This is a genomic window from Haemophilus haemolyticus, assembly GCF_001008275.1.
GTDB lineage: Bacteria > Pseudomonadota > Gammaproteobacteria > Enterobacterales > Pasteurellaceae > Haemophilus > Haemophilus haemolyticus_P.
The window spans coordinates 69,330-95,227 of sequence record NZ_LCTH01000018.1; the positions used below are offsets into that span (position 1 = coordinate 69,330).

At 37.9% G+C, this 25,898-nt stretch carries 15 protein-coding genes and 1 pseudogene; 7 read left to right on the forward strand and 9 right to left on the reverse strand.

Annotated elements, in window-relative coordinates:
• Positions 1-339: 339 nt before the first annotated feature.
• Positions 340-2,133, reverse strand: a complete 1,794-nt coding sequence (locus tag AAX15_RS02645) for an ESPR-type extended signal peptide-containing protein (protein WP_046939014.1) — start codon at positions 2,131-2,133, stop codon at positions 340-342.
• Positions 2,134-2,515: 382 nt separating this feature from the next.
• Here AAX15_RS02645 and AAX15_RS02650 point away from each other — a divergent pair, with 382 nt between their 5' ends.
• Positions 2,516-2,833 (forward strand): DUF4298 domain-containing protein, encoded by a 318-nt coding sequence (locus AAX15_RS02650; RefSeq protein WP_046939016.1) that lies wholly within the window; start codon positions 2,516-2,518, stop codon positions 2,831-2,833.
• A 318-nt stretch (positions 2,834-3,151) separates the two neighbouring features.
• On the opposite strand, the gene nhaA is transcribed toward AAX15_RS02650, so the two are convergent.
• The gene (gene nhaA / locus AAX15_RS02655; protein WP_046939018.1) at positions 3,152-4,318 is read right to left on the reverse strand and encodes a Na+/H+ antiporter NhaA; all 1,167 of its coding nucleotides are present in this window, start codon (positions 4,316-4,318) and stop codon (positions 3,152-3,154) included.
• A gap of 224 nt (positions 4,319-4,542) precedes the next feature.
• Between nhaA and brnQ the strand changes: the two genes are divergently transcribed.
• Positions 4,543-5,853 carry a branched-chain amino acid transport system II carrier protein gene (brnQ, locus tag AAX15_RS02660; protein ID WP_046939040.1) on the forward strand — a complete coding sequence of 437 codons (1,311 nt, stop codon included), beginning with the start codon at positions 4,543-4,545 and terminating at the stop codon, positions 5,851-5,853.
• Positions 5,854-6,049: 196 nt separating this feature from the next.
• On the opposite strand, the pseudogene AAX15_RS02665 reads toward brnQ, so the two are convergent.
• Both AAX15_RS02665 and gss read right to left on the reverse strand, forming a co-directional pair.
• Positions 6,050-10,567: pseudogene (locus tag AAX15_RS02665) on the reverse strand (S6 family peptidase).
• Between the two features lie 207 nt (positions 10,568-10,774).
• Positions 10,775-12,664, reverse strand: a complete 1,890-nt coding sequence (gene gss, locus AAX15_RS02670; protein ID WP_046939020.1) for a bifunctional glutathionylspermidine amidase/synthase — start codon at positions 12,662-12,664, stop codon at positions 10,775-10,777.
• Between the two features lie 227 nt (positions 12,665-12,891).
• Between gss and yedE the strand changes: the two genes are divergently transcribed.
• The gene (gene yedE, locus AAX15_RS02675; RefSeq protein ID WP_046939022.1) at positions 12,892-13,950 is read left to right on the forward strand and encodes a YedE family putative selenium transporter; all 1,059 of its coding nucleotides are present in this window, start codon (positions 12,892-12,894) and stop codon (positions 13,948-13,950) included.
• A gap of 150 nt (positions 13,951-14,100) precedes the next feature.
• On the opposite strand, the gene AAX15_RS09255 is transcribed toward yedE, so the two are convergent.
• Positions 14,101-15,582, reverse strand: a complete 1,482-nt coding sequence (locus AAX15_RS09255; RefSeq protein WP_080950404.1) for a YadA-like family protein — start codon at positions 15,580-15,582, stop codon at positions 14,101-14,103.
• Positions 15,583-15,768: 186 nt separating this feature from the next.
• On the opposite strand from AAX15_RS09255, the gene rnr reads away from it, so the two are divergent.
• Complete coding sequence (rnr, locus tag AAX15_RS02685) at positions 15,769-18,117, forward strand: ribonuclease R (protein ID WP_046939023.1); 2,349 nt, start codon at positions 15,769-15,771, stop codon at positions 18,115-18,117.
• Positions 18,118-18,172: 55 nt separating this feature from the next.
• Positions 18,173-18,913, forward strand: coding sequence for a 23S rRNA (guanosine(2251)-2'-O)-methyltransferase RlmB (gene rlmB / locus AAX15_RS02690; RefSeq protein WP_046939026.1), 741 nt, complete (start codon positions 18,173-18,175; stop codon positions 18,911-18,913).
• Between the two features lie 160 nt (positions 18,914-19,073).
• Here the strand turns inward: rlmB and AAX15_RS02695 are convergent, their stop codons facing one another.
• Entirely contained in the window at positions 19,074-19,535 is a 462-nt protein-coding gene (locus AAX15_RS02695; protein WP_046939028.1) for an Lrp/AsnC family transcriptional regulator, read from the reverse strand.
• Between the two features lie 118 nt (positions 19,536-19,653).
• Here AAX15_RS02695 and rarD point away from each other — a divergent pair, with 118 nt between their 5' ends.
• Entirely contained in the window at positions 19,654-20,544 is an 891-nt protein-coding gene (gene rarD, locus AAX15_RS02700; RefSeq protein WP_046939030.1) for an EamA family transporter RarD, read from the forward strand.
• Between the two features lie 141 nt (positions 20,545-20,685).
• Here rarD and guaA read toward each other — a convergent pair whose 3' ends face one another.
• The 3 genes from guaA to guaB form a co-directional block, all read right to left on the reverse strand.
• Positions 20,686-22,257 carry a glutamine-hydrolyzing GMP synthase gene (guaA, locus tag AAX15_RS02705; RefSeq protein ID WP_046939033.1) on the reverse strand — a complete coding sequence of 524 codons (1,572 nt, stop codon included), beginning with the start codon at positions 22,255-22,257 and terminating at the stop codon, positions 20,686-20,688.
• Positions 22,258-22,355: 98 nt separating this feature from the next.
• Positions 22,356-23,303: a DUF4238 domain-containing protein gene (locus AAX15_RS02710; protein ID WP_046939035.1), complete on the reverse strand. Its 948-nt coding sequence runs from the start codon at positions 23,301-23,303 to the stop codon at positions 22,356-22,358.
• Between the two features lie 54 nt (positions 23,304-23,357).
• Positions 23,358-24,824, reverse strand: coding sequence for an IMP dehydrogenase (gene guaB / locus AAX15_RS02715; protein ID WP_046939037.1), 1,467 nt, complete (start codon positions 24,822-24,824; stop codon positions 23,358-23,360).
• A 123-nt stretch (positions 24,825-24,947) separates the two neighbouring features.
• Here guaB and birA point away from each other — a divergent pair, with 123 nt between their 5' ends.
• On the forward strand, positions 24,948-25,856 hold the full coding sequence (gene birA / locus AAX15_RS02720; RefSeq protein ID WP_046939039.1) for a bifunctional biotin--[acetyl-CoA-carboxylase] ligase/biotin operon repressor BirA: 909 nt from the start codon (positions 24,948-24,950) through the stop codon (positions 25,854-25,856).
• The last annotated feature ends 42 nt before the right edge of the window (positions 25,857-25,898 follow it).

A 25,898-nucleotide genomic window follows, 5' to 3' on the forward strand; every position in this document is an offset into this window, starting at 1 on the left:
AATCTTATCAACTTCAATTTCTGATGCTAAGCCGTAAGTAACATTTGCACCGACACGTTTTACCGCTAAGTTTTTGTCAGCTTTCAACGTTAGAATATCACCCGCTCCCATGGCTTGAGCATCAGCATTCTGATCTTTTTGTGCCTGCACATTCATTGAGTCAGATAAATTTTCAACTTTTGCAAACCATTTTGCGCCATTGATCGCATCAGCAACATTTTTAACTGTAGCAAGTTTAGTAGCATCATTATCATTTACGGTAGCCTTGCCCGCATCCGTTTCACCAGCTTTTTTATCCTGATTTACAGTAATGCCACCAGTTTTACCTTCTAAGAGTTTTTATGAATCAATGCTGAAAGTAAAGTTAGAACCATTTTGCTCTACATTTACGCCATTTTCGCCTTTTAACGTCAATGTTTTACCTGCATTGATCAATTCACTTTTATCAGACTGACCATTTGACACAATAAAACCAGCACTATTAATAGCATCAACAACATTTTTAACTGTTGCTACTTGGTTAGCTTTTGCATCGTCAGCTTTTACCTCTCCATTTGTATTTTTTGTAGCTGTAGTAATGGTGCCAGATACAACAGAAACACCGTTCTCTCCTACATTAAGAACATTATTAGAACCATTAGCTTCTAATCCTGTAGTCGTATTCGCAGTTACATCTTTCTTAACATTAAAAGTAACGTTTGCACCATTAGTACCATTTTCAGTTACTGTTGAAGTTGTGCCTTTTCCATCTACAAAATTAACTTTACCATTTGGTAAAATGTTTCTTACATCTTGAGCAGCATTATCACCCACAGTCCAACCAGCGTTCACGTAATTATTTAACTGGGTAAGTGCAGTGGTTACATTAGTGGCAACTTTATCCCCAGTATAATTTGAAGTGCTTGTATTTAACGTATGTTTAAATGGAGTTTTTATAGTACCATCTTCATTTAAATCTACACCTAAAGTGTCAGCAAGACCTTCTGCTGCATTACCTAACGTTTTTGCAACGCTATAAAGTTGAGAACCATTTAACGCATCAGTTGAGTCTGCCGTTATTTGGCCAGCGGCGACATGTTTAATTTGGCGCTCATTATCCTCTGAACCAACAGAAACAAAGTTACCTTGCTTATTTTTTGCAGCAGGTTGATTTTTTCCTTTGTTATTCGTTCCGCCCAAATCACCAGCGAAACCAGTATAAGTTAACTTTGAGTTATCGCCAATTTTTGCAGAGTGTACCGCAATAACATCTGTATCCTTACCAGCATCACTGCCATGGCCTAACACAACTGCGCCATCACGACCTGCGGGCACTGTTATATTAGAACCAAGAGTCGATACATTTGCACTTGATACATTTGTACCACTACCAACAGCGACTGTTCCAACTCCATTCACTTGAGTTTGTGTACCAATACCGATAGCATTTTGACCTGAAACAACAGCCTGTCTACCAATTGAAATTGATGAATGAGAATTTGCTTTAGAATTTACACCAATTGATGTTGCATAATTAGCCAAAGCTTCGGCTGTATTACCTAACGCTGTACCTTGCCATTCAGCTCTTGTATTCGTACCAACTGCCGTTGCGCCATCATTATTTGCTTTTGCTACTTTACCTAAAGCAGTTGAATTTAATCCATCGGCAATCGAATGAGCCCCTATAGCTGTACCACCTTGACCTGTTGCTAATGAATAAGCACCTAATGCAACAGCTGCATTCTGACCATTTGCGCCACCGGCACTTGCCTGCGCCATCAAACCAATCGCAACATGACCATTCCCACCTGTACCACTTGGCGAACCAGAAACGGCCCCATTACCAATTGCAATACCATCATAAGCATTTACCGTTGCCCCTGCGACATTTTTACTTAACTTAGTTTCAGCTTTATATCTATCATTTCCAAAAAATTGATTTGTTACTTTATCTGTTGCAATTGATAACTGCCCTAACTCACCTGCTTTACTTACTACATTTGCAGCCTCAACACCACTAGCAGCCATTAAAAGTGCGGTAGAAATTGCGGCTAATTTTACAGATTTTGATTTACCTTTTGCGGATGCTAATTCCCCCACCGCTGTCCAAGTTTGCGTGGCGTGATTCCAAATTACTTTAAAAATGTTGTTCATTAAGATGCTCTCCTAGAGTTGAATGGATAAACGGCAATCTATCCCGATTTGCCTCGTAAGAATTTACCAACTGTTTAAATCAATACTAGAAACAAAACGTCCATGCTTTGTATAACAAACAGATGAATCATCCTGTGTAAAAAAATTAAATACCTTTTATAAATAAATTTATCTAAAAGGTATTCCCTAACATCATGGTTGCGCATTGTAATGATTGAAGTAGACAATAAAAAGGAAATTTACCTACTTTTACATTCTTTACATAATCTTTACATTTATAGGTGATTTGTCAGCTTATGTTATTAATAGTAAAGATATATTTCTGTAATGGAAGTGCGATACAATTTGTTCCGACCACACTTTTATAAAATGAGAGAAAAATATGCTATCAAAAGAACGTTTATCCCAGCTTGCGGAAATGGAAAGTATTTTAGATGAAGCAAATGGCTTTCTTGCCGAGGCAGAACAGTTTTTGGAAAAATGGCAGGCGTTTTTACCCAAAATGAAACGCTTAGAACATTATTACTTTGAAGGCGATTGGCGAGAGGATTTCGAGGCTTACGAAAATGGCGAGGTACCGAAAGCGCAACCTTGTGGCGTACTTTCCGAAGACTTAGTTTTTAATGCCAGTGTTGCGCAACAGGGCTTGGCGATTGAGTATTTGAAAGTGGTGACTAAAGTTCTTGAACCAACGAAATAATTGCAACCAATAAATTAGAAATTGCATTATCTAATTTTGCTTGAATTTATAAAACAAAAGTTCTGTAAATTGATCTGCTAAAAAGGAATGTTCATTTAAGGAGTAGTAATGATAGTAATATCCTACAGTATCAATTATCTCCTTGCTACAGTTAAATTCTCAACTATAAAAACATTCCGTTTTTAATCGACCAAATAAACTTTCCATTTCCGCATTGTCTAGATAGTTTTCTTTTCTTGACATACTTTGTATGTCATCGGTCGATTATTTAGTCCAATTTTTAGGGCTACAGATCAATTTACCGCATTTTGTGTATGATTAGATTCGTTTTGTCGTTTGTTTTAAGAATAAATACCCAAGCGTTGCCGAAACCGTTGAACCGAGTAAGATTCCTAAACGAGAAAGCGTATTGACACTTTCTCCAGCATCCGCATCAAAAGCAAGGCTTGCTAAGAACATTGACATCGTAAAGCCGATACCACATAAAACTGCGACCGCAAAAATTTGTTTAAAATTGATTCCATCCGGTAATTTAGCTAATCCCAACTTAACGGAAATATAACTAAATCCGAAAACGCCGACTGGTTTACCTATAATTAAACCGCACGCGATAGCCAATAATAATGGCGACGAAATCATACTCACATCAATACCGTCAAAACTAACGCCTGCATTAGCAAATGCAAAGAGTGGTAAAATAACGAAGGATGACCAAGGTGCTAGAATGTGCTCAAAATCGTGTAATGGTCGTTCACCTTTTTTACCTTTTAATGGAATGCAAAAACCAATAATCACGCCGGCCAACGTCGCATGAACACCAGATTTTAAAACAGATGCCCATAAAATTGCTCCAACCACCATATAGGCACAAAGCGCGCTAACTCTAAAGCGGTTTAATAAAACCAAAGTCAAAATAGAAACACCTGAGAAAATTAGAGCCTGCACACTTAATTCATGAGAGAAGAACAGCGCAATTACAACAATCGCGCCTAAGTCATCAATAATAGCGAGTGCGAGTAAAAAAATCTTGAGAGGCAATGGCACTTGCTTACTCAATAATGCCATGATGCCAAGCGCAAAAGCGATATCTGTCGCCATAGGAATAGCCCAGCCGTTTGCAAGGCTAGGATCCTGTTTTGCAATAAACCAATAAACCAAGGCGGGTACGATCATTCCACCCACCGCAGCAATAGCAGGGAAAATAGCTTGTTGGTAGGAAGAAAGTGCGCCTTCGAATAATTCTTTTTTAACTTCCATTCCCACTAACACAAAAAACACAGCCATAAAACCATCGTTAATCCAGTGAATTAAGGTTTTATTAATAGAGAAACTGCCAATTTGCAAACTGACTGGCAAATTCAAAAAATCATTATATTGACTGCTTAATGGCGAATTAGCCAGCAACATCGCTACTGCAGCAGAAAAAAGCAACAAAATACCACCAGCGGATTCTAATTTTAAAAAGCGTTGAATCAGTTGTACCACGCAAACTCCTTCCAAAAATAAATAACAAAAAATTAACAAAGACTGAATCCTAGCATATTTTGCCCTCAAAGGGAAAAGAACGGTGGATTTTGCAGGGATTTTTATCGAATTGTCGATAAGATTCTTCATATTGTGACGAAATTCACATTTTTAGTTTTACAGAATAGGGATTTTCTACACTTTGTAGTAGAATGCAGGCCTTTTTATTTTTAGAGTTAAAAATTATGTTTTCACGTAAAGATATTATCGTTTTAGGAATGATGATCTTCGCCTTATTTTTAGGTGCAGGTAACATCATTTTTCCTCCAATGGAAGGCTTCACTGCTGGACAGCATTGGGCAGGCGCATCCTTCGGTTTTGTATTAACCGGCGTTTTAATGCCTTTTATTACACTTGTTATTGTATCTATTTTAGGTCGTGGTGAAGAACTCACGAAAGATTTACCTAAATGGGCGGGTACAGGTTTTCTCGTTATACTTTATCTAACCATTGGCTCCACCTTTGCAATGCCACGTATCACGAATGTTGCTTACGAAATGGCATGGTTACCTTTAGGCTTAGTAGAAGATAATGCGAGCGTTCGTTTCCTCTTTTCACTCATTTTTAACTTAATCGCGATGGGCTTTATGATTCGCCCAAATACCATTATTTCAAGTGTTGGTAAATTCATGACACCAGCATTGCTTGTGTTATTAGTTACGGTAGCTGTCACTGTCTTCATTTCACCTTTATCTGAAATTCAAGCGCCAAGTAAAGCGTATGAAAATGGCCATTCTTTATTAATCGGCTTAACCAGTGGTTATCAAACTATGGATGTACTCGCAGCTATTGCTTTCGGTGGAATCGTCGCTCGCGCACTTGCAGCAAAAAATGTAACTCAACCCAAAGATATCGTGAAATACACTATCTCAGCAGGATTTGTTTCGGTCATCTTACTTGCGGGTTTATATTTTTCGCTTTTCTATCTAGGCGCGACTAGTGCTGCGGTTGCAGAAGGTGCAACTAATGGCGGACAAATTTTCTCTCGTTATGTAAATGTCTTATTCGGTTTTGCTGGGACTTGGATTATGGCGGGTATTATTGTATTAGCGAGCTTAACAACTCTTGTTGGTGTAACGAGTGCTGCCGCTGACTATTTTTCAAAATTCTCCGTGCGTTTTTCTTACCCATTCTGGGCCGCACTTTTTACCGCGATGACAATCACTGTTTCACAATATGGTTTAACGGATCTACTTCGCATAACGATTCCGGCTTTGCTATTAATTTATCCGGTAGCTATTGTGCTTGTATTATTGCAATTCTTACGCAAAAAACTCCCATCAATAAAATTTACATACAACAGCACATTAATCGTAACTGTTTGTTTGAGTTTATGTGATAGCTTAAATAACGTTAAAATGTTACCAGAAAGCATTAATTCATTATTGGAACACTTCCCTCTTTCATCTGAAGGAATGGCTTGGTTGGTTCCGACTTTAGTGATGTTAGTTGCAAGCATTTTAATTGGAAAGGCATTGCCTAAAGCAAGTCATTAATATTCAAAAAAATTAAAACTAATCTTCATCAGCCATCAAACATGGGACTATATAACCATTGTTTGATGGCTGATTTTTTATTCCAATCTAGAAACCTCACCCTAAAAAATACAAAATAAAAAGGACTGAGTCCGATAAATATCGTCATCAGTCCTTAAAGCTAGTATTTATTTTGCTCTAAATTTCTACCGCACTTCTACCAAGTAAAGCCGACCTTTAATGAAGCGAATTTCTGTGGTGCCATATCAGAGCCCTTAAGCATTCCAATATTCGTGCTTATATTCCACTGTTTCATCTGAGCACTAAAACCAAGTTCATGAGTAAAATAACGTCCGAATTGTTGTTTTAATGCGACATCATTGATGCTTAATACACCGTCAATGGCAAGTTTTCTTTGAGTAGCATCATAGTAATTGCTTGAGAAACTTGGGGTGAATTTTATACCATTTATATCAAACGTTTTATCTAACATTACACCAGCACGATAAGTCGTTAAATGTAACGTTTTACTGTTGATATTCGCGCCTGCTAATTGGTAGTTTGTGCTAGATAGAAGGTAGTAGCGCATACCAACTGAAGGTGTGACGTGAATTCCCCAGTCCAAAGAAGCCCCAATATTTCCACCTGCACTAAAAATATTACGGTGGAACGTTTTGTTTTCTTCATCAAATTTTATATTGTTACGACTGTGCCCATAACCTAAGTCAAAACTTGCAAAGACACCATTATTCCACTCACCTTTAACAAAACTATTTATGGTAGTTAGTCGGCTTGTACCTGATACATTTTCATCAAACTCATTATTTGCACGAGAATGAGAAAGCACCGCACCAATTTGTATGGTCGAATTTAATGCCTGTGCTACACCGATTTGAGTTAAAGTTAAATTTTGCTTATATGGACGATTATAGTCAGAGCGATAAGTTTTCTTACTTACTTCGGTATTCACCCAAACATTCGATTTATTTTTGCTTAATAAATGACGATCTAAATTTCGCCCAATTTGTAATGCTGAATTCACATTTGCAGAAAGCTCTGATAAAGCTGTATTGGAATAACGACTGATAAGCTGAGCTTGCACTGGCAGTGCAACAGTCGAAGGTTGAGAACTTAAAAATTGCTGAATTTCCTGCTCAGTTTGATAAGCCTTTTCAAGGCTATTCAGTAATGCTAATACCGCCTCATTCAAGGAAACTTGCGCAGAATTAACCGCACTTTGATTGCCAGAAGTTTGAGCATTAATTAAAGTTTGTTGAGCTGATTCTACACGTATAATGTTTGCATCGATTTCAGCCTCAAATGCAGTAATACCACTTTCATCTGCCACTTTTGCAACTTTACGACAAATATCAGAAGAAAGCCCTTGAACTTCACAGAGCCACTGTGCATAACTTGCCTTATTCATTTGTGAATCATTTTTCAAACGATTAAATTCTGCTTGTAACTTATCGTATTGAGTCGAAAGCGTATTCACAGTATTTCTCATACCAGTTAGCATTTGCAGTAATTTTTGAGCTTGATTTTCACTCTTTTCTGCCTGAGCTCTTAAGCCTCGATACTCATTACGTTGATTTTCCAAACGTGCTTTATATTGAGTAAATTGGTTATATAAGTTACGACGTTTAATAAAGCGAATACGCCAAGTACGATTATATTCATAAAAAACATTATCAATTTGATTATTAGTTTGACGAATATCAGCTAACAAACGCTCAATCCGAGCATCATCTTCTGTTTTTTGTTTTTGTGCGTGACTATATTCACGAGTTAAATTAGCAAGCTCTAGTCTTTTGCTATTTAGTTTATTCTGAACTGATTCAAATTCACGCTGACTATTTAATATTAATTGGTTGTTATCCTGAGAATGTAATTCTGCATCACGTAACGGATTATATAATCGATAATCATTGCTACGATTTGTTAAAATATAACGATAAGCCCCTAAATCGACATAGCCATTTTCAAGAGAAAATTGCGCATCCCCAATAGCTTGTTCAGGATGATTTAATTTAACTAAACTTAATGGGTTTACCTCATTGGGTTCTCTCCCCGTATTTTTCACAGAAAGAAGATATGCTCCTGATGCTAGTCCATTTACTGTAATATGATCGCCACGACGTTCAGCAACATTAGTTAAAAAACGAAAATGCCCATTACCCGTCAATTTTCCATTTATTGTCAATTCATTAAATTGTACCCAACCACGATAATCCTTATTTAGCTCATCATAGCCCGTATTTAATGTAACTTGACTATTTGGTGAAAATTCGAGATTTCCCACCGTACTATTACCTGTTAGCATCCATTGGCTATAGGGTTGTAAACGAATTTGAGTCATCGGTGTTGCATTTACACGCCCCACTAAATGCGCTTTACCTAGATTAAATTGACTCGTTTCTTTTAAATCGATATTACCACTTACTACTGTTACAGGAACACTATCAAAGGCTACCTGACTTAGTATTTTATTTTCAGTACAACTCGTTACTCCTGTATATGAGGCACGGATACACTCATTGGATTTATTCTGAGTAAAACCGAGTTGGATTTGAGCTTGATGACGAGTATTAATATTCCCTTCTAACAAGCTCACATTACGACTACTTTCTAATTTGCCATTACCTGAAACATTAAATTCATGAGCCTTGAATTGACGATTAATCCAACTATTTTCATCTATGACTTCTTTTTGGCTTAAATGATCGTAAGCATGCGGAGTTGGGATGCCAGAAAGCACTAAATGACCCGCAGATATGTTCAAATTGCCATTTAAGTTAGTACCTCCATTCAAAACAAGCACACTATTGTGATAATTCGGGTTGTAATTAAACGTTAATGCACCGTTATAACGCTGAGAATCATACTCACCAAGGAAACCACTAAAGGTATCTAAATGTTTTTTTGCATTTTCTTGAGCAAGTGCATTCTTTATAACTTGTTGTCTGTCGTTACCTAAAAATTCCCAGTCATTTGTTGTTTCCATATCCCAAGGAAAATAAGCACGTGGGTTTTTTCCTTCTTTTAGGCGGAAATAATCTAATCGGTTATTTCTATAATTATTTTTGTATTCATAAATAGCTAATGATGATGTTGGTTCTTGTCCCCATTTTACCCATTCAATATTTTGTTCAGTAAGAGCATCTCGACCAATAATGTGAATGTCGGCAGATTGAGTGCGGTTATTATTAACAATCTTTGCACCCTCATCTGCATTTTGAATTCGATGGAAAGTTAGATTATTTCCATTTACATCTAAACGTCCTCCTCGGAAGCCAAAATAAATATTATCTGGATTAACCTGTTTGTTATTTGCCAGTACAACAGTTGCCCGGCCACTGGTAATTCCAACTTGATTAAAGGCCTGTTGCTGTCCATTAAGCATTTTTTGATCAAGAATAACTGTACCATCACCCACACTAATATCGCCTAGGTTTTTACCTTGACCATCAATATATAGCGTACCTGTTCCCAATTTTGACAGACGGTCATTAATAGGATTTTTTACGCGCCAATGAACAGTTTTATCGCCATTCACCACAATGCCTGCACCAAGCCAAGTATAATCATTGTTATCAACTTGAACGGTTATATTCTGATTAAAATGTAACGCCCCCGCACCCTGATTAATATTGTTTTTCAATATCAATGTTGAGCCGTCTCCTCCTTGAAAATGAATTGTCTTACCGTTTTCTAATGAAGGGCGAAATTGATTATTATCCTGAGCTTTCTTAGTCAAGTCAGCAACTGGTAAGGTAATATTCTGATTACCAACTTGTAAAATACTTATTCCATTATTCTTATTATCCCAAGTTATTCTTTTGGCATTTAGCTGGACGGTTATTTCATCATCCTTGAATGCTTTTTCAATGGTATCGGGCTGAATAATTGTATAGATATTATTTGAACTATCATAACCTGCATAAGTTGATAATACTCCTACTAATACCCAACGTTGTTCTTTAGCATCATAGGTTAAAAGCGCAGAACCACTATCTCCTGGCAATCCATAGGTTCCTAACGTATCATAAAGATCACCGTTAAATAGCACCCAATTATCCATTGAGCTATTAGGTTTAAGTGGTGTACCGCCTGTAAGATAGTTATACGCAGATGTTAATGACGTTTTTACTTTTCCGTCCTTACTGCGTAAATATTGAGTACCAGATCCGAGTCGCACAAAATATGGGTAACGATTCTTATTTAAGAATGCATTATTATATGGTCCAGTCCTTCTAGCATTATCAAAAGCAATATTATTTAACGAAATTGGCGCAACTTCGGTGACTAATTTATGTAAACGTGGTGCATGAAAATCAAGGGTAGGGTGGTTATTACGCTCTGTAATAAGATAATTAAAGTGATGATTATCAGTATTGTTGCTATTTTCACCAAATTGTACTGAGCCATAACCTAAGTTGTGCTTTACACTGGCAATGTATTGAGGATTAAATAAGGTCGCAACGCCACTTACCCGACTTGCTACGTGTAAATCAGGCATAGCCTAATGGGGCAACATAGTTGAAACTTGCTGACCTTGTTTATTAAAAATTGGAATATTCTGCGCTCCCACCCAAAATACGCCTTTATTTTCAGCAAAATCACGAAAATATTGATAGTCCACATCATTGCGAACCATAGATGCTTGAACATTTGAACCAGCTAAAGCAAGGCTTAACGCTAATAGCGTTGGACGAAAAAAATGAATTTGATGCATAAAGTTTCCTTAATAAAATAAAACAAGGAGACCTTTGTGCTAATGTTTTAGAGAAAATAAAATTGAGTAAGGTACAGTGAAAGTCTGCGAGTTTTTTAGTTATGCCCAGATAATAATAAATTTGAAGCAATAATGCACACAAATAATTTTAATTCACTAATGTAAAATAATTCAATTGCTCTTCTCTTAAATAATTAAATCATATTTTTACGGTTCAAAGAACTGCTTATCCCTCAATACCCTCAAAGGCTGCATATCGCTATTTCCTACAATGACACGACTCGAATCAGAACGTAAACAAGTGCCGCCATAATGCCCTCCCACGGTAAAAGTACAAATTTGCAAATATAGATCTTCCACTTGCGGTAAGCACCAAAGTTGTTGATAAATACTATCTTGCTGACCAAACTGTCCATCGGTTGTGTCTAGCATGGAATTATTTTCACCAATCAATTTAACGTTATCACCTCGGCGACCTGCAATTGGTTTTTGAGCATAGCCGTTTTGGATTAAGTTTGGTGTGAGATGGAAACTTGCCTCTAACAAATAACGATGGTTAGGGAATAAAGACCAAAGCACAGGCAAAATCGCCTTATTGCTTGGAATTGCCGTCCAAAGTGGTTCATAAACCAACACTTCTGGGCGAAGTAGTACGTCAATTAACCGCACTTTATCTTCAGGATAACCTGTGCGAATAGGTGGAGCGACTTCCATTCCTGTTGCATCTTCACGAAGTTGTTCCAGCATGGTTTCCCATGCCCAAGTTTTCCAAACGGTTTGAACTTGGTTATTTTTATCATCAATCAGGCGACCACGATTATCCCAATGTAAGCCTTCTGTGCCGTGAATAATTTTGGCTTGAAATCCTGCCTGCACTAATGCCTGTTGCATAAACATGACATGATAATCTTCTTCATCATCATGATCTTGCAGAATATGAACTAATTTTGAGGCTTGACTATGTTGCCAACAATCAGCTAACGCATTACGCAAACCATCGGACGGATTATCCCCCAATACGCCACCAGCTTGTTTTGCCCAGCGATTCATAATATCGCCTGCCTCAGCATGGCAAGAAGCTGAGTCGGCATTATATTCATAGACTTTCAAACCTCGTTCACTCATACAGAAATCTAAACGACCAGTAATCGTCTGATAACGGCGATTTTGCCAAGAAAGTCTTAAGCGTGGCCAAAGGAGCTTCGGAATATTGAAATACTGCAACAGGTTATCATCTTTAAGTACCTTGTCTGTTGCATGCAAATACATTAAATGCAGTTCGTTAGTGGCGTGAATCAATTCCTGTTGAGCACTTTCAGATATAGCAAAATAGCGATATTGATCAGAATGGCTCACTTTATGCCCGCCCATAGCCTTAATATAGGCCATATCAAATGGTTCATTTTCATTTAACCATTTCCCACTAAATTGACCGTGATTGTCAACATGATGAGCTTGTAATCGAAGTGCGGTTGATTTTGGAAAAGGTTGGGGTTCTGAAAATTCAGTATCGTTCGTTTGAATCATCCAACCAAGAATTTGGGTATCATCAAAAGTATCCTGTAAAAAATAGCCTTGTTCTGAAACAATCATCGGCAATTCACGCGTCCATTGCTGACCACTCGGCAAGCGGGAGTGAATCACATTTTGCTCGGCGATTCGAACGCTATCAGGCAACACCTCGGTGATAATTGCCACATGTCCCGTGTGTTTAAATTCGCCCCCTTCTTGCCAAATTAATAAAGAACCGGCTTGAGGTTTCCGTTTGCAACCATTAGCAAATGCCTGCAAGGGCAACAAGGCATCGTTCGTCACTTGGCGTAAAAAACGTAAAGAAAAGATCTCGTATGCCATACCGACATCGGCAAACACAACGCCATGATTGAGATATAAATAACGACGTGCAAATTCCACACACTGCCATTTATAGCCCATATATTCTCGCCCTAGATAACTGCGAAATGCAGCATCATTCGGGAACTCTTTATCATCTGCAGTATTATAATCTGAGGAATAAATTGCCACGCCACCAGGCGCATATCCAAGCAAGCTACCAAAAGGATCGTGGGTAATGATATTGGCTGAACGTTCTGTCATAGTATCTTCCGAGTAAAAATGAACGCTGTTAGTATAGATCTTTTATTTTCATTACGGAAATCAATAAAATTTTTACCGCACTTTCGTCCTATCAAATTTTTGATTTATCTCATCTTTTCATCAAATCATTCTTTATCATTTAACTTCTTAGATTAAAATGAACGTGCTTTTCGAGTATTCGAGAGTACACAATTTAGTTTAACTTTAGATATCACAAGGGTTTCCTTATGAAAGGATCAAAATGGCCTGTGGTTGCAGGTGCTGCACTTGGTATTATCGCTCCACTACTTACTTATAGCGGAAATCCCGGCAACATGGGATTCTGCGCAGCCTGTTTCTTACGCGATACGGCTGGTTCCATTGGCTTACATCAAGCTGCTCCACTTCAATACATTCGCCCCGAACTCATCGGATTAATATTCGGTGCGTTAGTGAGTGCGTTATTTGCAAAAGAATTCCGTGCTCGTGGTGGTTCATCACCATTCATTCGCTTAATTTTAGGGGCGTTTGCCATGATTGGTGCCTTAACTTTCTTAGGTTGTCCATGGCGCGCATATTTGCGTTTAGGCGGTGGCGATTTATCTGCGATTGCCGGTGTTATCGGTTTATTTGTCGGCGTACTAGGCGGAATTTTCTTTAGTAATCGAGGATTTTCGCTCGGCAAAGCAAAAGAACAAGCTCCTGTTACAGGCTGGATTTCTGTCATTATTGCGGGATTATTACTTATTGGCGTTATCACCCAATTTAGTTTTGGCGAAGGTTTACCGCTTTATTTCTCACAAAAAGGCCCTGGCGCACAACATGCATTTTGGGCATTATCTTTAGCAGGCGGGCTAATCATAGGCGTATTAATGCAAAAATCACGTTTCTGCTCAATTGGCGCATTCCGTAATTTTATTCTATTCCGTGATTCTTCGTTATTGAACGGTGTCATCGCTTTAGTGGTATTTGCTGATATTACCAATGCTTTACTTGGTCAATTCCATTTAGGGTTTGAACAACAACCTGGTGCACATAATCAATATCTTTGGAACTTCCTCGGTATGGCACTGTGCGGTTTATGCTTCGCCCTTGGCGGTGGTTGCCCAGGCAAACATTTAGTTCATCTTGGTGAAGGCGATAATGACTCCGCTATTTTTGTGCTTGGTATGCTTTTAGGTGCAGCTGCTGCACATCGTTTAAGCCTTGCCGCTTCAGGTGCTGGCATTGGTGAATTCACACCTTACGCTTTAGTTCTTGGATTTATATTCTGCGCCTATATTGGCTTTACCAAAAAATCGGCTTAATTCACTTTCTATCTGCACTCATCACGAGTGCAGATTTTACTCTTCCCCAAAAGGTTAACTATATCTATCTATTCGAATATCTATAATATTTAAATAAATAGATAAATAAAAAAGGGCGTACATCACGCCCTTACTCACTTAGTTTAAAGATTATTTTCTTAATGCTTTTTTCAATTCAGCCAATTCTTTTTGCATTGCCAACATTTCTTGTCGCAATTGCAAAACTTCTGCAGAATTGACCGCACTTTGTGTTGAAACTGCAGGTTTTGACTTGTTACCGAATTTCCAAGAAACACCTGCACCAAGCATTTTTTCTGAGCCAGACATACTTCCAGAAAGATTCAGTAACACATTTTCAGAAGGTTTAAATACAGCTCCAACCGCCATTGCTTGTGTATTTTTATAATTACCAACCCCCACTGAAACAGCAAATTTATCATCTACACTTAAGTTTTCAGGTTTCAATGAGGCTAATGCTGCTGCACTAGCACCTACTCTATTCATACGAGTATCTACACGATCTAAGTGGTTATTGATATTAGCAAATTGATTACCAATACCACCAATTTTAGCTTCGACTGCATTTAACTGACGAACATTTACTGCATCATAATCTTCTGTACCATCGGCGACATTGACGATTTTCCGTTTCAATGTATCGGAACCCACTGATACCGTATTTTCTTTATTAGCTACAGATTTTGCACCTAACGCCACACTATTTTCTGCTGTAGCTTCAGAATCGTAACCTAATGCTAAACTCTGTTTACCTGAGGCTTCTGTAGATACGCCAAATGCGCCTGCATTATCTCCAGTTACTTTACTGTGTGCGCCATATGCAGTGGCATGATAGCCTAATGCCTGGCTGCTCGTACCTGTAGTGGTTGAAAGAGTTCCAGCTGCAGTTGCGTGACTACCAATGGCGGTAGCAAGGAGTGAGTGAGAAGATGATTTATAGCCTAATGCCATTGCACCATAAGTTTCTCCATATGCTTGGATTATATCTTCTTCACTTAAATCAGGCGAACTTACTGAGATTTTCTTGGTTGAACTATCATAGATAACTTTTTTCTTTCCCCCCACTAGATTTTCTCCGTTTTTGAGAGGCTCAATTTTAGAATATCCCCCAATAACTACAGTCGAGTGACCCGTTGCACTGGCGTAGTCGCCAATACTCACTATTTCATCACCACCTTTAGCTTCAGCAGCCTCACCTAATGCCAAAGAATAATTACTTTCAATGTTTGTCGCACGTCCTAACGCATTGGAATAATCTCCTTTGATTTTACTATTCCATCCAATAGCATTAGAGGTATTACCTGATACGTTGCTATTATATCCAATAGCACTCGAATAAGCTCCTTTAACTGTGGACTTAGCACCTAATGAGTAAGATCTAATACCATTTACACTAGATTCATCACCAAATGCAAAAGAATCAGAATTATTTTCTAATTTACCTAAATACAAAGTAATATTTTTATTCGAATAACTACCTTTAGGCGCTTCAACAGTAACCGCTATTGTTTCTTTCTCTGCATAAGTATAATTAATATAACTTGCGAGAAAAAATACGGAAAGGTATTTGCAAGATGTTTGAAAAAATGGTGTAGTTTGTTTAGTGATTTCCATAATTATTAACTCTATAAAAAGTAAAAGAACAAAGATTATTCTACCTTTGAGACTAAATGAAATTCATGATGCAGGTCAAAAATTGTATGATATTTGTTTTTTAGTTCAATAAATAATTTTTTCCTTGTCTTGCATTATCCCCCTTACAGTGTCAAACTCTCCGCACTTTTTAAAACTGTAAAAATAATGACAAAAAAACGTAAAAACTTAATCAACCAAGATCCGCATTACAAACGAGAATTGGAAAAATACGGCAATCCAATCCCGAGTCGTGAGTTCATTTTAAGTGTTATTCGAGACAATAATGCACCGATGAATCGGGATGAAATTTTGACCGCACTTTCCATTCGAAATGAAGATCAAATAGAAGCGATGCGTCGCCGGTTACGCGCAATGGAAAATGACGGCCAATTAGTGTTCACCAAACGTAAACGCTATGCCTTACCAGAAAAATTAGATTTATTTAAGGGTATGGTAATTGGTCATCGCGAAGGTTTTGGTTTTTTACAGGTCGATGGCAAAAAGGGTGATTTATTCATTCCGAACCATCAAATGCAAAGAGTCATGCATGGAGATTTTGTCTTAGCGCAACCTGCTGGATTAGATCGTCGTGGTCGCCGTGAAGTGCGAATTGTGCGCGTATTAGAAAGTCGTAAAAAACAAATTGTGGGTCGCTTTTTCTTAGAAAATGGTTTTAGCTATGTGGTGCCTGATGACAGCAGAATTGGCCGAGATATTCTCGTGCCTAATGAACATCGTAATGGCGCACGTATGGGACAAGTTGTCGTTGTCGAATTACAAGAACGTTCTGCCAGTTTTAACCAGCCAATTGGCGTGATCACTGAAATTCTAGGCGATAATATGGCGAAAGGAATGGAAGTGGAAATCGCCTTGCGCAACCACGATATCCCCCATAAGTTTCCAAGTGCGGTGGAAAAATACGTCAAAAAATTCACTGAAGAAGTCCCTGAAGAAGCAAAAAAAGGCCGTGTGGATTTACGCAATTTACCGCTTGTGACTATTGATGGTGAAGATGCTCGCGATTTTGACGATGCTGTTTATTGTGAAAAACATGGCAAAGGCTGGAAACTTTGGGTAGCGATTGCAGATGTCAGTTATTACGTACGTTTACGTTCCGCTTTGGATGTAGAAGCACATAATCGTGGTAACTCGGTCTATTTTCCGAACCGAGTTGTACCAATGCTACCTGAAATTTTATCAAACGGCTTATGCTCTCTTAACCCACAAGTGGATCGTTTGTGTATGGTATGTGAGATGCAAATTTCTGCCAAAGGTAAGCTCACGGATTATCGCTTTTATGAAGCGGTGATGAATTCTCATGCCCGCCTCACTTATACCAAAGTAGCAAAAATGCTTGAAGGCGATGAGGAATTACTCACTCGTTATTCTGCGCTTGTACCTCATTTAGAAGATCTTTATAAACTCTATCAAGCTTTGCTTGGTGCGCGTCATCAACGTGGAGCGATCGATTTTGAAACCATTGAAACTAAGTTTATTTTCAATGCAATGGGGAGAATTGAGCGCATTGAACCCGTTGTTCGAAATGATGCCCACAAAATCATTGAGGAATGTATGATTCTTGCGAATATCGCAGCAGCCAATTTTATGGAAAAACATAAAGAGCCTGCGTTATATCGTATTCATGCCACCCCAAGCGAAGAAAAATTAACATCGTTCCGCACTTTTTTAAGTGAGTTTGGTTTAACTTTAGACGGTGGCTTAAAACCAACCACAAAAGACTATGCTGCTCTCTTAGAAAAAGTTAAAGAACGACCTGATCATGAACTTATTCAAACAATGTTGCTACGTTCATTAAGTCAAGCTGTCTATCATGCTGACAATATTGGACACTTTGGTTTGGCTTTGGAAGAGTATGCTCACTTTACTTCGCCAATTCGCCGTTATCCAGACTTAACACTTCATCGAGGTATCAAATATTTGCTTGCTAAAGAACAAGGCGCAAAACGTAAAACAACGGATACTGGCGGTTATCATTACTCTTTTGATGAAATGGATTTACTTGGCAATCACTGTTCAATGACGGAACGCCGTGCTGACGACGCAACTCGTGAAGTGGCAGATTGGCTGAAATGTGAATATATGCAAGATCATGTTGGCGGTGAATTTAGCGGTGTTATTTCATCTGTGACTGGATTTGGTTTATTTGTACGCTTAGATGATTTATTCATCGATGGTTTGGTTCATATTTCGATTTTAGAAAACGATTATTACCAATTTGATGCAGCAAAACAGCGTTTAATTGGCGAAAATAGCGGAATGCAATATCGCTTAGGCGATAAAGTTCGCATCAAAGTTGAAGCAGTACATTTAGAAAATAAAATGGTCGATTTCTCGCTGATGGGAAGTGAACGTAAGCCTCGTCGTGCTGGAAAAACCGCGAAAGAAAAAGCCAAAAAAATCTTTAAAGAACTACCTTCTAAAGCATCCCAAAAACGAAAAAGTGCGGTAAAAAAGAAAGAAGTTTCGAAGAAAACATCTAGAAAACGAAAATAATTCACTTCCAATTTTAAGAATGAATTAAAAATTCAAATAAGAAAAAGAGAAATTTATGTCAGAACAAATCTACGGCATTCATGCTGTTAATAGTATTTTAACCCATTCACCAGAACGTTTAATTGAAGTCTTCGTACTTAAAGGACGTGAAGATAAACGTCTACAGCCACTCTTAAATGAGCTTTATTCCCTAGGAATTGGTGTGCAATTCGTTAATCGACAAACACTAGATAAAAAAGCTGATGGCGAAGTTCATCAAGGTGTCATTGCTCGAGTACAAGCAGCAAAAGAACTTAATGAAAATGATCTTGATGAAATTCTTGCGAATAAACAAAATCCGCTTTTATTAGTTTTGGATGGTGTGACGGATCCACACAACTTGGGAGCATGTTTACGAACAGCTGATGCGGCTGGCGCAGTGGCCGTAATCGTACCGAAAGATAAATCAGCACAATTAACATCTATCGCGCGTAAAGTTGCTTGTGGCGCAGCAGAAACCATGCCGTTAATTCGTGTAACCAACCTTTCTCGCACACTACGCGATTTACAACAAAACCATAATATTTGGGTGGTTGGCACTGCTGGCGAAGCAACTGAAACCATTTATCAAAGCAAACTGACAGGGCCACTAGCACTTGTTATGGGAGCAGAAGGCGAAGGAATGCGTCGTTTAACACGTGAACATTGTGATCAACTAATTAGCATTCCAATGGCTGGTTCAGTTTCATCATTAAATGTATCTGTCGCAACAGGGGTGTGTTTATTTGAAATTGTGCGTCAGCGTTTAGGTTCATAAGAAAAGTGCGGTAAATTTGCTTTGACCTCAAAAACTAGATTATTTACTTAAGGACTGATGACGATATTGTATCGAACCCAGTCCTTTTAATTTCAGTTGAATTTATCAGTAATTATTGAGTCCCACTTTATGGGGGAATAGCAAAATTTATTGCGCTGTTCTATAAGATAATTCCACTATCTGCTTTAGTAAAATTCATTATAAATAAACTTTTATAAGTTCTTACATGAAATTCGCCAGTCAATACTCGACGTGTGAATGCGTGATAGCTTTCCATATCTTTTGCATGGAGTAGCAACATAAAATCATAGTCCCCTGAAATTTCGTAACAGCTCACCACTTCGTCTTCTTGGCGCATTTTACGTTCAAATTGCTCTTGATAATAAGAGTGTTGATTATCCATTTCGACCATGACAAACACGCTAATCGTACGCCCAACGGCTTTTGGGGAAACGACTGCAACTCGTTTTGTAATAACTCCCGAATCAGTTAATGCTTGTACACGTCGTTGACAGGTTGCAACGGAACTATTCACTTTTTCTGACAGTTCTTTTAACGGAATCATGGCATCTTGTTGTAATACATTCAAAATATTACGATCTAATTTATCCAGTGTCTGCATAAGATAATTTCTCAAAAGTGTAACTATTGAGAAAAATATTATCACAATAAAAATAAAGTTGAGATTTTTTATTGTCTTGGGATTTTATAATAATCATATTGATGAGATGAGGTCCAAGATGAAAGTAGTCACTCAAGGCGTTTTATTGTGCATTTTTTCACAATGTTTATTTGGCATATTGTATTTATTTAGTATATGGCTCCAACCACTTAGCGGAACAGATGTGTTTGCGTGGCGTATGCTGACCATGATCTTTGGGTTACTTTTAATTTTATTCCCGACTATTGGTTGCCGCTCTCTTTTATCTCTAATTATGATAACTTTAGGAAAAAGTTGGACGCGTTGGGTTTTATTTTTACTGGGGACATTAGATGCGGGAAGTCAATTCTGGCTCTTTATGTGGGCACCGCTAAATGGCGAAGGGATAAATATTGCGATGGGATATTTCCTTTTCCCTCTGATTATGGCTGTTTTAGGATGGGCTTGGTTAAAAGAACGCTTATCATTTATTCAGAAAATCGCACTTTTACTGGCTGCCTGCGGTGTTGCACATGAATTATGGCACACTCAAAGTTTTTCATGGACAAGCTTGTGGGTTTGTACTGTTTATCCATTTTATTATCTAAGCCGTAAATTGATGAAAATTCCTGCTCTACAAGGGATTACATTGGATATTATTTTAATTTCGATACCTTGTTTTATTTATATTCTTTCTCAAAGCGATACACTTTCTTTGGTTACGCAAGAATATCGTTATTGGTTATTGCTACCAGCACTTGGCATGGTGAGTGCGATTTCGCTTTCAGCCAACTTAAAATCTAGCCAACAAATTCCAGTTAGTATTTTTGCGGTATTGAGTTATATCGAGCCAATATTGCTTTTTTTAATAGCTGTCTTTGTGCTGGATAATCAAATAACCACAAGCGACTATTTTACTTATGTGCCTATTTGGTTAAGTCTCATTGTGATTGGCATAGAAGGGCTTTTAAACAAAAATAAAGTGCGGTGAAAATTAACTGCACTTATGAAGTGTTCATCTTATTTAGTCATATCGTAACATTGAATTCAGTATAATATAAATAAGGCCTTGATATACAAGGCCTTATTAAAGTTACTGAAATAATTAGAAAGTATCTGAAAAAGTGATTTTTTATTCCCACTCGATAGTTGCGGGTGGTTTTCCGCTGATGTCATACACCACACGGGAAATGCCATTCACCTCATTGATGATACGGTTAGACACTTTGCCTAATAAATCATAAGGCAAATGAGCCCAATGTGCGGTCATAAAATCGATGGTTTCTACCGCGCGTAGGGAGATAACCCAATCGTATTTACGGCCGTCGCCCATCACGCCGACAGATTTCACAGGTAAGAATACGCTGAAGGCTTGACTGGTTTTTTCATACCAACCGCTATTGCGTAATTCTTCGATAAAGATTGCATCCGCACGGCGTAATAAATCACAGTATTCTTTTTTCACTTCGCCTAATACACGCACGCCTAAACCCGGGCCCGGGAATGGGTGGCGGTTGATCATTTCCGCAGGTAAGCCTAATGCTAAACCGATTTTACGTACTTCATCTTTAAACAATTCACGTAATGGTTCAACTAAGCCAAGTTTCATATAGTCTGGTAAACCACCTACGTTGTGGTGTGATTTAATCACATGTGCTTTACCGGTTTTGCTTGCTGCAGATTCAATTACATCAGGGTAGATCGTACCTTGTGCCAACCATTTAACGTTAGTGAGTTTTTTCGATTCATCATCGAATACATCAACGAACACTTTACCGATAATTTTACGTTTCGCTTCAGGATCTGATACGCCTGCAAGTTGGCCTAAGAAACGGCTTTCAGCATCAACATGGGTAATATTTAAACCAAATTTATCGCCAAACATTTCCATGACTTGCTCGCCTTCGTGTAAGCGGAGTAAACCGTTATCCACAAATACGCAGTGTAAGTTTTTGCCGATAGCACGGTGTAAAAGTAATGCAACCACAGAAGAGTCCACACCACCAGATAAACCTAAAATCACTTCATCATTGCCCACTTGCTCTTTAATGCGAGCAACGGCATCTTCGATAATATTTTCAGCTGTCCATTTGGTTTTGCAACCACAGATATTCACCACAAAATTAGTTAATAATTCTAAACCTTTTTTGGTATGGGTTACTTCAGGGTGGAATTGTACACCGTAGAAACGACGGCTTTCATCAGACATTGCCGCAATTGGACAGGTTGGCGTTGTGCCTGTCACTTTGAAGTTTTCAGGTAAGCGAGTTACTTTATCGCCATGGCTCATCCAAACATCTAATTTTGGCTCAGAAGCGGTCAAATTATCGTTAAGATTTGCAAAAAGTGCGGTTGAATTTTCAAGTGAAACGGAAGCATAGCCGAACTCTCTGTGATCAGACGTTTCGGTTAAGCCGCCAAGTTGCATCGCCATAGTTTGCATTCCATAGCAAACGCCTAATACCGGTACACCAGCATTAAATACATATTCAGGTGCACGCGGACTATTTGCTTCAGTGGTGCTTTCAGGACCACCAGAAAGAATGATACCCGTTGGGGCAAATTCACGGATTTGTTGTTCGGTTACATCCCACGCCCAAAGTTCGCAGTACACACCAATTTCACGTACGCGACGTGCAATCAGTTGAGTATATTGTGAACCAAAGTCGAGGATTAGGATTTTATGATTGTGGATATTTGTCATTTTTTACCTTATTTTTAATAAAAAAGTTAAATAATTAACGAATTAATTCAGATATTTTTGTATATCTAAAACGCTAACTTTTAGCATATATTTTCTATTTATGGTGACTGAATAATTCTACTAAAGCTATAGTTAGATATAATATCATTTATATTTTTAATTGTTTTTAAGTCACTACATTTTGTAATAAGTAATGTTGCATCAGCATCATTGTTTCTATCTTCAATCCTCTTAATTGCGACTAAATAGCGGGGACTAATGGGCAATATATACTCAGATTGTATGCCGAGGTAGTTTAGGTTTGCAGTAAATGCAGGGGAATCTGATGAAATAAATCCTTGAGATGAAGTGTTTTCAATTAATTTAATAATTAGATATCCTTTTCTAAAGTGCTCAATCAATAATTCTATTTCGATAAATGATGATAAAAGAATAATGTTTTTAATATCATCGTCATTAAAATAAGGTTCTAACTCTTTATATTTTATATTTAAATATGCTTTGCCTCGGTAATATTGGTTTGCTAGAAACTCGATTAGATATTGCAATTTATTTTTATAGCGAGGGCTGTTAGATAAAAGATCTTGCATGAATTCACCATAGTGGCTCTCAACGTTAGAAAATTGATCTTCAATAAGATTGTTCAGGAATACTTCCCTTATCTGTTCCAATTCCATTTTATCTTTATCTTTTAAAGGTAAAATTTTTGACAAATCTCCTTCTATGCAATTTTCAATTAATTTTGATGTTTCATTGAGTTTATTAAGAAAAGTTTTCATTTGTTGCAAACTTTCTGAGTCCGAGTTAAAAAAATCAGGATAACGCTCTTTAACAAATGAAAAATGTTTTTCGTTAATCAAGGATAATTTATTAAGATTTTTCTCAAAAAGAGTCTTTGTAGGTAAAGAGTCATATTCTTTTTTACTATTTTTTTCCTTAATTGATAATTTCCCATCTTTATTGACCCATGCTTTCGAATAGACCACAGGAATATAATGATGTTTGGTTTTTATATCTTCGTTTTGTAATTTTTCGTATTTATTCATAAAGATGCTAGATTATTTGTGAACAAAAGGTAGGCAAGAATGCCCACCCTACAGTTACCCCATACGATAGTTTGGTGCTTCTTTAGTAATAGCAACATCGTGAACGTGGCTTTCTTTAATACCTGCACCACTGATGCGAACAAATTCTGCTTTGGTGCGTAGTTCATCAATAGTTGCACAGCCAGTTAAACCCATGCAAGAACGTAAGCCACCCATTTGTTGGTGGATGATTTCTTTTAAGTAACCTTTATATGGAATACGGCCTTCGATACCTTCTGGTACAAGTTTGTCTGCGGCGTTATCCGATTGGAAATAACGGTCTGATGAACCTTTTGCCATAGCACCTAATGAACCCATACCACGGTAAGATTTAAATGCACGCCCTTGGTAAAGTTCGATTTCGCCTGGTGCTTCTTCAGTACCGGCAAACATAGAGCCAACCATTACACAGCTTGCGCCTGCAGCGATGGCTTTTGCAATATCGCCAGAGAAACGGATACCACCGTCAGCAATAACTGGAATACCACGATCTTTTAATGCCGCAGCAGCATCTGCGATAGCGGTGATTTGTGGAACACCTACACCGGTCACGATACGAGTAGTACAAATAGAACCAGGACCAATGCCTACTTTCACTGCGCTTGCACCTGCATCTGCTAATGCAATTGCGCCTTCAGCCGTTGCTACGTTACCCGCAACGATAGGTAAGTTTGGATATTTTGCACGAGTTTCACGAACGCGTTGTAATACGCCTTCTGAGTGACCATGAGAAGAATCAATTAACAGTACATCTACGCCTGCTTTCACTAATGCATCAATACGTTCTTCGTTACCAGGACCTGCACCTACAGCGGCACCCACGCGTAAACGACCAAATTCATCTTTACATGCATTTGGTTTTTGTTCTGCTTTTTGGAAGTCTTTAACGGTAATCATACCTTTAAGTTTGAAACTATCATTCACCACTAATACTTTCTCAACACGGTGTTGATGCATTAATTCCAAAATTTCTTCGCGACTAGCCCCTTCTTTTACTGTCACCAAGTTTTCTTTTTTCGTCATTACTTGTGAAACAGTTTTGCTCAAATCTTTTACGAAACGGGTGTCGCGTCCAGTAATGATACCAATTAGGTTATTTTCACTATCTACAACAGGGTAGCCAGCAAAGCCGTTTTTCTTCACCATTTCAGCAAGTTCTGTAAGCGTTAAATTTGGTGAAACAGTTACTGGTTCAGAAACGATACCACTTTCGAATTTTTTTACTTTACGAACACGATCCGCTTGGCGTTCAATGGTCATATTTTTATGAATAAAGCCAATACCGCCTTCTTGTGCTAAAGAGATCGCAAGTTTGGTTTCGGTTACGGTATCCATTGCAGCTGAAAGCATAGGAATATTCAAATTAATTTCTTTAGTGAGTTTGGTTGAAAGATTGGCTGTATTTGGAAGCACAGTTGAGTGAGCTGGGACGAGTAGAACATCGTCAAAAGTAAGGGCTTCTTGTTTAATGCGTAATGACATTGCAATATTCTCGCTAAGTTAAAAAATATTGCGGCGGGATTATACAGATTTCACTTTATTTTGAAAACGAAATTTTTGGATTTGTGCTATGATTTTCGTTCCGTTTGCTACAAGGAATAAATGATGAATTTCGCTTTATTGACATATTTAGCTGACTGTCAGCCGAAAGTGCGGTTTGAATTGGAAAAGTTTTCTCTGGATATTGAAGAGGACATTAAACAATTACGTGAGCTAGGCTTGGAAATTGTCGTTAATGGCCAAAATTATTGCTTAGTGCCTAGTCTTCCTTTATTAAACCCTCAGCAAATTTCAACCGCACTTTTTCCTTATAGTATCCATTATCAGCCGATTATTTCCTCTACAAATGAATGGATATTACAAAATATTCCTTCCTTAAAAAAAGGTGATCTTTGTGTGGCTGAATATCAAACAGCAGGACGCGGTCGGCGAGGTCGCCAATGGTTATCGCCTTTTGCCGGGCAAATAATGTTTAGTTTTTATTGGGCATTTGATCCTAAAAGATCAATTGAAGGTTTAAGTTTAGTCATCGGTTTGGCGATTGCCGAGGTGCTAAATGTGCAAGTGAAATGGCCAAATGATATTTTGTTTGATGGGAGAAAGTTAGGCGGAATTTTGGTTGAAATCGCTAACCATAAAAATGGTATGCTCAATTTAGTGATTGGCGTAGGTATTAATGTGTTGTTGGCAAAACAAACAGAAATTAGTCAACCTTATGCGGAAGTATGTGAAATTGATCCTGATATAGATCGACAAACCTTATTACCAAGACTCATTCAACATTTGTATGCACGTTTAAATATCTTTGAGAAAAATGGTATTAATGCGGAATTTCAACAAGCGTGGAAATCATATAATGCGTTTTCAAATAGTGAAGTAAATGTGCTTACTGAGCAAGGTGTTATTTCAGGTATTGAACAAGGCATAGATGAACGTGGTTATCTAAAAGTATTATGTGGCAATAAAATCCAAATGTTTAATGGTGGTGAAGTTTCATTGCGTAAGAAATTATAGCGATAAAAATTTGAGCATTCTAACCGCACTTTTTGATGAAAT

Coding starts and splice junctions, on each gene's coding strand:
- AAX15_RS02695 (WP_046939028.1), bottom strand. CDS start 19,535: ATGCAGACACTGGATAAATTAGATCGTAATATTTTGAATGTATTACAA.
- yedE (WP_046939022.1), top strand. CDS start 12,892: ATGAAAGGATCAAAATGGCCTGTGGTTGCAGGTGCTGCACTTGGTATT.
- AAX15_RS02645 (WP_046939014.1), bottom strand. CDS start 2,133: ATGAACAACATTTTTAAAGTAATTTGGAATCACGCCACGCAAACTTGG.
- rarD (WP_046939030.1), top strand. CDS start 19,654: ATGAAAGTAGTCACTCAAGGCGTTTTATTGTGCATTTTTTCACAATGT.
- gss (WP_046939020.1), bottom strand. CDS start 12,664: ATGACAGAACGTTCAGCCAATATCATTACCCACGATCCTTTTGGTAGC.
- guaB (WP_046939037.1), bottom strand. CDS start 24,824: ATGTCATTACGCATTAAACAAGAAGCCCTTACTTTTGACGATGTTCTA.
- AAX15_RS02710 (WP_046939035.1), bottom strand. CDS start 23,303: ATGAATAAATACGAAAAATTACAAAACGAAGATATAAAAACCAAACAT.
- AAX15_RS09255 (WP_080950404.1), bottom strand. CDS start 15,582: ATGGAAATCACTAAACAAACTACACCATTTTTTCAAACATCTTGCAAA.
- guaA (WP_046939033.1), bottom strand. CDS start 22,257: ATGACAAATATCCACAATCATAAAATCCTAATCCTCGACTTTGGTTCA.
- rnr (WP_046939023.1), top strand. CDS start 15,769: ATGACAAAAAAACGTAAAAACTTAATCAACCAAGATCCGCATTACAAA.
- AAX15_RS02650 (WP_046939016.1), top strand. CDS start 2,516: ATGCTATCAAAAGAACGTTTATCCCAGCTTGCGGAAATGGAAAGTATT.
- birA (WP_046939039.1), top strand. CDS start 24,948: ATGAATTTCGCTTTATTGACATATTTAGCTGACTGTCAGCCGAAAGTG.
- rlmB (WP_046939026.1), top strand. CDS start 18,173: ATGTCAGAACAAATCTACGGCATTCATGCTGTTAATAGTATTTTAACC.
- brnQ (WP_046939040.1), top strand. CDS start 4,543: ATGTTTTCACGTAAAGATATTATCGTTTTAGGAATGATGATCTTCGCC.